Origin of the sequence: Rhodopirellula maiorica SM1, from assembly GCF_000346295.1 — a bacterium.
Lineage (GTDB): Bacteria > Planctomycetota > Planctomycetia > Pirellulales > Pirellulaceae > Novipirellula > Novipirellula maiorica.
On the sequence record NZ_ANOG01000636.1, the window covers coordinates 1 to 1,858 of the forward strand.

3 protein-coding genes are annotated in these 1,858 nt (G+C 58.2%); 2 read left to right on the forward strand and 1 reads right to left on the reverse strand.

Annotated features, from left to right (window positions below; translation table 11 throughout):
* Both RMSM_RS20440 and cysC read left to right on the forward strand, forming a co-directional pair.
* The coding region (locus RMSM_RS20440) for an enoyl-CoA hydratase/isomerase family protein (RefSeq protein WP_144057811.1) at positions 1–783 on the forward strand (783 nt) is incomplete at its 5' end.
* A 70-nt stretch (positions 784–853) separates the two neighbouring features.
* Complete coding sequence (gene cysC / locus RMSM_RS20445; RefSeq protein WP_008700500.1) at positions 854–1,543, forward strand: adenylyl-sulfate kinase; 690 nt, start codon at positions 854–856, stop codon at positions 1,541–1,543.
* A gap of 111 nt (positions 1,544–1,654) precedes the next feature.
* Here cysC and RMSM_RS42855 read toward each other — a convergent pair.
* Positions 1,655–1,858 (reverse strand): hypothetical protein (locus tag RMSM_RS42855; RefSeq protein WP_040768519.1); only part of this gene is annotated, 204 nt, incomplete at its 5' end.

The window sequence follows — 1,858 nt, forward strand, 5'->3', positions numbered from 1 at the left end:
CAACACGTCGAAATCAAAGTCCATGGCCCCGTCGCCACGATCCTGATGGATCATCCCTCGCGACACAATACGCTCAGCCCGACACTGATCGAAGATTTACGGACCGCGTTTTCCGACCTCCACCAAGAAAAAAAGGTGCGTGCAGTGATTCTCACCGGCGGGGGCGAGCATTTTAGTAGCGGGATCGATCTGAGCGTGCTCAGTGCGATTTCAGCGATGGCGGTCGACGAGTCTCAAGGCGAGCTGTTCAAGTTATGGCAGCACTACGCAGAGCTGCTCGAACAAATCTTGCGGTTTCCTAAACCGGTGATTGCTGCGGTCGATGGGGCAGCGATCGGTGCGGGGCTGGGGATCGCGCTAGCCGCGGACTTGTTAGTCCTCTCACAGCGAGGAACGCTCAGTGCCGAAGCGACTCGCCGAGGCCTGGTGAGCGGTGCCACGGGGGCGCTGATTTCGTTTCGCTTTGGAGCCGCGACGGCAGCTAGGATGTTGCTGACCGGCCAAGTGATCGACGCCGAAGAAGCCTATCGGTTGGGGATGTGCCCCAAGCCGGTTCCCTCGGCCCAGATCTGGGTAGCCGCATCCGAATTGGCTTCGGCGTGTGCGAAAGCGCCTCGGGAAGCGGTGCAGGCGACAAAACGTTTGCTGAATGAGTGCGTCGGCGAGTTGCTGCTCAGTCAGATCGCCGCAGGCACGGCCTACAGCGCCGCGGCGTGCTCGACCGAATCGGCAAAAGAAGGCGTTGCCGCGTTCCTTGAAAAACGAGCACCCGAATGGCGATGAGCCCCCGATATCCGCTTCAGCCCACCGATTGACCAAACACACGAACTAAAACGAAAGCAATTAGCAACCGATGACAAATCCCTCTGACATTGTATGGCACGAACAGACCGTCGATCGCGCTGCTCGTGAAGCGAATCTTGGTCAACGCGGCGTCGTCGTTTGGTTCACCGGATTGAGCGGCTGCGGCAAGAGCACCGTTGCCAACGAGCTCGAGCATCAGCTGAACCAGCTCGGTCGGGCCACCATTTTGCTCGATGGCGACAATATTCGACACGGCTTGTGTGCGCCTCCGAGCGGTTTGCGAGACGAGCATGGCGAAGAATTCGCCGACCGTTTTGGTCTCGGGTTCGGCGCAATCGACCGCGAAGAAAACATTCGCCGGATTGGTTCGGTGGCCGCGCTGATGGCTTCCGCTGGTCTGATCACGTTGACTGCCTTTGTCAGTCCTTACCGAAAGGATCGCGATCGTGTGCGGAAGATCGTCGAATCCAGTGGTGCCGTGGGCGATTTTCTTGAAGTGTTTGTCGATACTCCGCTTGAGATTTGTGAAGCACGGGATCCCAAGGGGTTGTACAAGAAGGCGAGGGCCGGTGAGATCAAGAATTTCACTGGGATCAGCGACCCTTACGAGGCACCCAAACAGCCCGAGATTCATCTCGCAGGAAACGCCGAAGCGACACCACGCCAACAGGCCGCCGAAGTGTTGGCGGAATTAACTCGCCGTGGCATCGTTAGCGTGTCTGCCCCGCAAGGCCAATAACAGGCCGTCAACACCCTATCGCCATTGGTGTCTCGTCGGATCAAGTGCTCGGACTGCTGCAGAGGAAACGCGTCCTACCGGCTTTGTTTCCCCTTTGGGGGGCTCGTGATGTTAGAAATCGATGGTAGGCCGGATCAAGTCGCGGTAGTGACGCAAATCCGGCAGATGCGATTTTTGCAATGAATGTCGTTGAGTCTGTCGTCCGGATTGGCGAACAACAAAACCGACGTCGGAGACGTCGGGCGACGTAAAAGCTGGCGGCAGCCGGATCTGGGGAGAGGCTCGTGGTGTTCGAGATCGATGGTAGGCCGGATC